We start from the raw sequence: 7414 nt of genomic DNA, 5'->3' as shown, positions 1-7414 counted from the left end.
GTCGACGGTATCGGGGCTGGAGTAGAGATCAAGGTCGCAGGGGGGCGTTTCGAGCACGCGCCGTGCCGTCATGTAGTGTCTGGTCCAGTAGGCGGCGTTGAGATTTTCGATGCGCACGCGGGAACCTGCCGAAGGGCTGTGGATGAATTTGTCGTCGCCTATATAGATGGCGGAGTGCCGTCCGTTAGGCGTGTTGCCGATGCGGAAGATGAGTATGTCTCCGGGCAGAAGGTCGTTTCTGGCCACTTCCTGTCCTGCCCGGGACTGACGCACCGTGTCGCGCGGGACGCTGACCCCGTACTTCGCGAAAACCCAGTATACGAAACCTGAGCAGTCGAATCCGGACTTGGGCGAGGCGCCGCCTCTTCTGTAGCGTATGCCCAGATGCTGCCGGGCGATATCGGCCACGTCTTCGCCGAGGCTCATGACGGTGGGGCAGAGCTCGGCGCGGTACAGAATGTCCTTGCCGTCGGGCAGAAGGAGCTTGTCCACCGAAGCGGAGGAAACGGACGACGCTGTTTCGGGCGTGGAATCCGGTATGGGAAGATGCTCGCTGCCTGCCTTGGGCTGGCAGGCGCACAGCGCGAGGGTCGGCAAGCAGGTGCAGAGAAAAAGGACAAATGTGCGTAGACGTGGGAGCATGGGGATCCTTTGCGTGCCGCAGAAACGGAACGTCTGAAAAAAGATATGGGCGGCGGCGAAGAAGGCCCCGTCAGGGGAATATTTTCTCAAGGTTGCCCCGGAAGCAGGCCAATGTCAAGCCGTGGGATGAACGGCCATGATGGGGCGGAAGAAAGAAAAAGGCCATGATTTTCAGAAAATCCGTGAAGAGAGAAGGCCATATCCGCTGCATTGCCTGAGCAGGGGGGATAGTTTTATTTTTCTTCTTTTGGAGGGGGAGGGTGCCCGTACCCGACCCGTTATTTGAACCAGCCTTTTTTGAAAAAGAACAGCAGCAGGGAAACGGTAATGAGCACCATGAGCCCGACGACGGCGAAGTAGCCGTATTCCCAGTCCAGCTCCGGCATGAAGCGGAAGTTCATGCCGTAAATGCCCGCGATGACGCTGAGCGGCATGCACAGTGAGGTAAGTACCGTGAGTACGCGCAGCCGGTAGTCTGTTTTTCTCTGGGCGTGGAGCAGGCAGTCGTTGTGCAGGTCGCGCAGGCGGTTTTCCAGCTGATCCTGGCTGTGAGCCACATGGCTCTGGCTTTCCACAATATCCCGGAGTTCCGCCTTGAGGTGGCCGAAGGGCAGCTGCTGTGCCTGCACGCTCTGCAACGCGCTCATGCAGTAACGCTGATCCTCAAACTGAAGGGAAAGGCGGGAAACGCGTCGGCGTAAGGCGATGAGTTCATCCTGCCGGATATTGTCGGGTTCATCGTCGAGCCGGTCGGCCAGATTTTCCACCGCTGAGCGAGCGGCCATGTACTGGAGCGTACTGATATCGGCGCAGGCCTCCATGGTGAAAAGCAGAAGTCCCTGGCTGGAGGCTTCGAGGGGCTGACTGCCGTTTTCCAGTCGCTGGAGTACCCGGTCGAACAGCGGCGACTGCTCGGGCCCTATGCTGATGAAAGCATCCTTCATGCACAGCAGCATGACATAGGAGGCCTGTTCGGCGCTCCAGCCTGAGCGCTGGGGGAAGCGGAGAAAGACCCCGCTTCTGGAAACTTCCACAGAAGGAAAGCGCATCGGAAGCGTGCAGAGCGTGACGATTTCCTCATCCGCTCCTATGTCACGCAGAAAGGCGGACAGGTGGGAAAGTTCCCGTTCCGATTCCTTCAGGCGGATATCATGCCATGAGAGCGTATGCTCTCCGGGTGTTTGCCCGAGCCATACGCCGTCGGGAATACTCAGATGATAGTGTCGTATGTCCATGAGGGAAAGCTAGCACGAAAGCGGGGAGCGGAAAAGAAGCGGAGGATGAGAACGCGGGGCAAAGGCGGCTGGGGCTCAACTTACGGCATCGGCATGCGGGAGCGGTCAGGGCGGCAGATATGCGCCTGACAAAGCGAAGCTACAGCAGGAATTTTTTTACCTTGACGAGGGTTGAGGCATGTTTTTCCGGTATGGGAAGGCGCTTTCCCTGCACGAAGGCTGCGAGGGCGTTGTCGATGCCCGCGACGGAACAGCAGGCCTTTCCTATGCATATCCAGCTGCCGTCCTCGGCAATGGAGTAATCGCTGATGTTAATGGTGATATCCTGCTGCATGCCGTGGATGGAAAAATTCACCATGAGGCTCAGATCCTCGCGGCAGACGATGCTGTTGATGTGAAGAAAATCCGACAGTCGGGCGTTGGCAAGCGTCATGGCTTTCTCACTGTTCAAAAACGCACGGGCAAGGGCCTTTCCCGGCGATTTCAGAAGGTTGTCGAAAAATCCCATCATGGCCTCCTTAAAAAGGCCCCGCGGTTACGGGAAACAGGGCTGAAAACGCGCCGCGGGTTCCGGCCGTCGTTTTTTCCGGAAGGAAAAACGGCCGTACGGGCTGTGCTTCGTCGACGCTCTCCGCCTCATCGCGGGCCTACGGACATTGCGGCCTCAATGTCCGTAGAAAGCAGGGACACGGCCCGACAGGGCCGGGGCGTTTTCTGGTGCGGGCATTTTTCCCGAACATACTCTTTCTCCCGGCTTCCGACTGAGGCTGCCGGGAGAGGAGCGGCTCGTCAGAGTCCGGCCGTTGTCAGCCATGCGGCAAAATCGGCGCGGGCTCGGTCGGACATTTCCGCCTTGCGGGCTTTTTTCTTGGTTCGTTCGGCAAGTTCGGGCATGAGCCCGAAGTGTATGTTGGAAGGCGTGAACTGGCGGGATGGCGTGCGCAGGTGATTCATGAGGGCTCCGAGGGCCGTGGTCTGCGGGGGAAGGGAAAGCTCCCTGCCTTTGGCGCGGGCGGCAAGCAGAAGGCCCAGCCACAGGCCGCAGGCGGCGGATTCCACATAGCCTTCCACGCCGGTAATCTGCCCGGTAAGGTACACGTCGGGTCGCACCTTCAGAGAAAGGTCGTTGTTCAGACATTCCGGAGCGTTCACATAGGTGTTGCGGTGTACGCTGCCGAAGCGCAGGAATTCCGCGTGGGCAAGTCCGGGGACGAGGCGGAACACCCTGTCCTGCGCGCCGTAGGTCATTTTCGTCTGGCAGCCTACAAGGTTGAAGGAGGAGCGCTCCGCGTTTTCCGCCCTGAGCTGGAGCAGGGCATAGGGGCGGCGGCCTGTGCGCGGATCGGTGAAGCCCACGGGCTTGAGAGGCCCGAAGGTGAGGGTGCGTTCCCCTCTGTCGGCCAGGGCCTCGATGGGCATGCAGCCCTCAAAATGTATTTCCTTTTCAAATTCGTGGGCGGGTACGCGCTCCGCTTCGCGCAGGGCCTCATAGAAGGCCGTATATTCCGCGCGCGTCATGGGGCAGTTCACATAGTCGCCGTTGTCCTCAGCGGAAGGATCGACCATGGTTTCCATGGGCTTTTCCAGAAAGGGAGCATCGTCGGAATAGGGGGGCGGAGCGTCGTTGCCGTAGCGGGAGCCTCGGAAGGCTATGGTCATGTCCACGGAATCGGCCCGCACGATGGGGGCTATGGCGTCGTAGAAATACAGGCGGCTGGGGCCTCCATCCGAAGAAATGAGACCCGCGAGGGAGGCGGCGAGGTTTTCCGAAATGAGCGGCCCGGCGGCCACAATGACGGTTTTTCCCTCAAGTTCCGGCGCGTCGAGAGAGGGAATCTGCCGCCGTACCAGGGTGATGAGGGGCTCTTCCTCCACAAGGCGGGTCAGCTCTTGGCTGAACAGCGTTCTGTCCACGGCGAGGGCCTTGCCGGCCGGCACGGAGCAATGTTCCGCAACGGCCATGGTTACGCTGGAGAGGCGGCGCATTTCCTCTTTGAGAAGTCCCACTCCGGAGCCCTGCGCATCGTTGGAACGGAAGGAATTGGAACATACGAGCTCGCCGAGCAAGGGGGTTGTGTGGGCGGGGGAAAAGGCTTCCGGCTTTTGTTCATAGAGCGTGCAGGGGAGATTCGCACGCGCGAGCGCAAGGGCACATTCGCATCCTGCAAGGCCGCCGCCTATGATGACGAAAGCGGGCGTTGACATATCCATGGAGACTCCGTGAAGAGGGCGACGCATCGCCGTTAAAAGGGGCGCGTAGGCGCGGATCAACCTTACTGGAAGACGGCAGGGAAGTCACTCTTTTATGCTCACGGCGGAAAAGTCCCCTTTTCACCAGAAAAATAGCGGTATGCGCTTGACAGGGCATGGCGGCACTTTTTATGAGTTTATAGAAGAATTCATCGAAATTCCTCCCCGGCCGGAAAGGCCTTCCTCAGCGCGGGAGCGATGAATCTTTTTTTATGACTCCTCCTCCGGGAGGATGCACGGCTCCCGTCTGTCGGCGAATATGCCCGGATGGGATATGCTGCGGACTTGAAATGTTGAGCCGATGCAAAAGGGCCCCTTTTGCATCCATGAGAAATTCAAACCCCAGTGGAGATTCGTATGTCCATAGCTTTGGAGAACCAACGCACCTATGCACTTGTCGGCACGGGTGGCAGCGGTAAGACTTCTCTTGCAGAAATGCTGCTTTTTCAGGCCGGTATCATCAATCGTCTTGGCGCCATAGAAGAAGGTACCACGGCTCTGGACTACGAACCGGAAGAAATCAAGCGCCGCGGCTCCATACAGCCCGGTTTCGCTACCTTCGACTGGAAGGGATACCGTCACAACCTTGTGGATATCCCCGGTGACTCCAACTTCTCCGCCGACATGGAATGGATCCTCGCCGCCGTGGACAGCGCCGTTATCGTGGTGGACGCTGTGGACGGCGTGCGCCCGCAGATGCGCCGCATGTGGAAGAGCGTGAAGGCCGCCGGTCTTCCCGCCGTTGCCGTCATCACCAAGATGGACCGCGAACGCGCCGACTTCGATGCGGCCCTGAACAGCCTGACCACACATCTGGGCGTGCGTCCCGTGGTGTTCTACATTCCGATTCTGGAGAAGGGCGAATTCGTGGGCCTCGTGGACGTGTTCGCCAGCAAGGCGTACCGCTTCCTGGAAAACGGCGATACAGAAGAAATCGCCATTCCTGAGGAACTGGAAGACGAAGTGCTTCTTCTGCGCGACACTTCCGTGGAGAACATCGCCTCTTCCGATGAAGAGCTCATGAACCGCTACCTGGAAGAAGGCTCTCTTACCGACGAGGATATTACTCTCGGCCTGCGCAAGGGCGTGCTTTCCGGTGAAATCGTGGCCGTGCTTCCCTCCTCCGCCATGAAGAACAGGGGCGGCCGCCGCCTGCTCAACCAGATCAACAACCTGCTCGCCTCCCCGCTGGACCGCCCGGCCGTGCTCGGCTCCGACGCTTCCGAACGCGACGCCGACCCGGAAGCCCCCGCCGCCTGCCTGGTATTCCGCTCCCTGAACGACGCCTTCTCCGGCCAGGTGAACATGATCCGGGTCATTTCCGGTACCATTTCCTCCGACTCCACGTTGAAGAACATGCGCACCGGCGAAATGGAACGCCTGGGCTCCCTGTTCTATGTCAACGGCAAGACGCAGACCGCCTGCAAGGATACCCTCGGCCCCGGCGCTATCGTGGGCGTGACCAAGCTGAAAGGCACCCGCACCGGCGACACGCTGTGCGACGAAAAGGCTCCTTTTGAAGTGGAACTGCCCAAGCTGCCGCCTCAGCTCATCACTTTCGCCCTCGCTCCCAAGCAGAAGGGCGATGAAGACAAGGTCTTCGCCGCCGTGCAGAAGCTCCTTGACGAAGACGTGACCCTGAAGCTCAGCCGCGATGAGGAGACTTCCGATATTCTGCTCGCCGGTATGGGCCAGCTGCACATTGAGATTTCCGTGGAAAAGGCCCGCCGCCGCTCCAAGGTGGAGATCGAGCTCAAGACGCCCCGCGTGCCCTACCGCGAAACCGTTCGCGGCAAGGTGCAGGTGCAGGGCCGTCATAAGAAGCAGTCCGGCGGCCGCGGCCAGTTCGGCGACTGCTGGATTGAGATGGAAGGCGCGCCCAGAGGCGCAGGCTACACCTTTGAAGACGGCATCGTGGGCGGCGTGATTCCCCGCCAGTATATTCCTGCAATCGACAAGGGCATCCAGGAAAGCGCGGCCCGCGGCTATCTCGCCGGCTGTCCGGTGGTGGACTTCAAGGTGCGCGTGTACGACGGTTCCTATCACACCGTGGACTCTTCCGAAATGGCCTTCAAAATGGCCGGTTCCATCGCCTTCAAGGCCGCCATGGCCCAGCTCAAGGTAGTGCTGCTCGAACCCATCGTGCAGATGACTGTGACTATTCCCGATGAATACATGGGCGACGTCATAGGCGACCTTTCCTCCCGCCGCGGCAAGGTGCTCGGTTCCGACTCCCAGGGCGGCATCACGGAACTCAAGGTCAACGTGCCCATGAGCGAAGTGCTCCGCTACGCCCCCGACCTGCGCAGCATGACCGGCGGCCAGGGCGTGTTCACCATGGAATTCGACCACTATGAGGAAGCTCCTCAGCCTGTGGTCGACAAGGTCGTGGCCGCCCATCAGGCCGCCAAGGGCAACGAATAACGCCTGAAGGCCTTTTCTGAATAAAAAAGCGCGGCGTTTCCCTAGTGCGGGGAAGCGCCGCGCTTTTCTATTTAAATGTCACGCATCCTCCGGGATGCCGGAACGGAGCGGAAGAAAAGGGAGGCCTCGTTTTTTTTGCCTATTCGGCCGGGCAAGGAGCCGGCAAGTCGGACGGGATAAGTCCGGGAACGGGGAAGGTCTTCGGTGCCCGGTTCAGCATAGCTTCCGACCGCTCCATGGGCGTGCGCCGGTTCTTGGCGCGAAGGAGGTAACGAGGCGGGGGAAGCCGTATGGGAAGGGCGAGTTTCCATACCCCGGGGCATGACGCCGGAGTACGGCACGGGGAAAAGGCCTGGCGCACTTTTTACGGCATGCGCCGCATGTGCGGAGGGAAGGACGGCCGAAAGGAGCGCTTTTTACTCCGGGGTCAGTGCATCTCCCCCGTCATGGCCAGAATATGCCTGAAATGTTCTTCCGTCACGGGCTGTACGGAAAGGCGGCTGCCGCGCCTCAGAAGTTCCATGCCTTCGAGCGCATCCTCCCGGCGCAGTTCTTCCAGCGTGAGGGGGTTCTCCAGGCGGCGGACGAGTTTGACGTCCACCATGTACCAGCGGGGATCTTCCGGCGTGGCCTTTTCGTCGAAGTGCCGGTTTTTCGGGTCCTGTGCGGTGTGGTCGGGATAGGCTTCGCGCACCACTTCCACGACGGCCACGATTTCCGGCTTCTTTCCGCTGTGGTAGAAAAAGCCGAGGTCGCCTTTTTGCATGGAGCGCATGAGGTTGCGAGCCTGATAGTTGCGCACGCCGTCCCACGAGGTGGTGGCGTCCGGTGAGAAGATGAGGTCGTCCAAAGAAAAACAGCCG

General features: G+C 59.9%; 6 protein-coding genes. 1 reads left to right on the top strand and 5 read right to left on the bottom strand.

Going from position 1 to position 7414, the window contains the following annotated elements; translation table 11 throughout:
• The 4 genes from K8W16_RS12030 to trmFO all read right to left on the bottom strand — a co-directional run.
• Window positions 1-642 (bottom strand): C40 family peptidase (locus K8W16_RS12030; protein WP_304124192.1); only part of this gene is annotated, 642 nt, incomplete at its 3' end.
• Window positions 643-920: 278 nt separating this feature from the next.
• Window positions 921-1877, bottom strand: coding sequence for a magnesium transporter CorA family protein (locus K8W16_RS12025; RefSeq protein WP_304124188.1), 957 nt, complete (start codon window positions 1875-1877; stop codon window positions 921-923).
• Between the two features lie 139 nt (window positions 1878-2016).
• The gene (locus K8W16_RS12020) at window positions 2017-2388 is read right to left on the bottom strand and encodes a hypothetical protein (protein ID WP_304124185.1); all 372 of its coding nucleotides are present in this window, start codon (window positions 2386-2388) and stop codon (window positions 2017-2019) included.
• Window positions 2389-2666: 278 nt separating this feature from the next.
• Window positions 2667-4082, bottom strand: a complete 1416-nt coding sequence (trmFO, locus tag K8W16_RS12015) for a methylenetetrahydrofolate--tRNA-(uracil(54)-C(5))-methyltransferase (FADH(2)-oxidizing) TrmFO (RefSeq protein WP_304124194.1) — start codon at window positions 4080-4082, stop codon at window positions 2667-2669.
• 402 nt (window positions 4083-4484) lie between these two features.
• Here trmFO and K8W16_RS12010 point away from each other — a divergent pair, with 402 nt between their 5' ends.
• Entirely contained in the window at window positions 4485-6551 is a 2067-nt protein-coding gene (locus tag K8W16_RS12010; protein WP_304124182.1) for an elongation factor G, read from the top strand.
• A 427-nt stretch (window positions 6552-6978) separates the two neighbouring features.
• On the opposite strand, the gene K8W16_RS12005 is transcribed toward K8W16_RS12010, so the two are convergent.
• Window positions 6979-7414, bottom strand: a 436-nt coding sequence (locus tag K8W16_RS12005; RefSeq protein ID WP_304124179.1) for an EVE domain-containing protein, incomplete at its 5' end; no start/stop codon positions are given.

The sequence above is a fragment of the Mailhella massiliensis genome (genome assembly GCF_020741395.1).
Classification (GTDB): Bacteria; Desulfobacterota; Desulfovibrionia; order Desulfovibrionales; family Desulfovibrionaceae; genus Mailhella; species Mailhella massiliensis_A.
This window is presented reverse-complemented; position numbering and strand designations above follow the sequence as displayed.

Bases quoted from the DNA above. Each gene is read 5' to 3' on its own strand.
- K8W16_RS12025 (WP_304124188.1), bottom strand. From the start codon at position 1,877: ATGGACATACGACACTATCATCTGAGTATTCCCGACGGCGTATGGCTC.
- K8W16_RS12020 (WP_304124185.1), bottom strand. From the start codon at position 2,388: ATGATGGGATTTTTCGACAACCTTCTGAAATCGCCGGGAAAGGCCCTT.
- trmFO (WP_304124194.1), bottom strand. From the start codon at position 4,082: ATGTCAACGCCCGCTTTCGTCATCATAGGCGGCGGCCTTGCAGGATGC.
- K8W16_RS12010 (WP_304124182.1), top strand. From the start codon at position 4,485: ATGTCCATAGCTTTGGAGAACCAACGCACCTATGCACTTGTCGGCACG.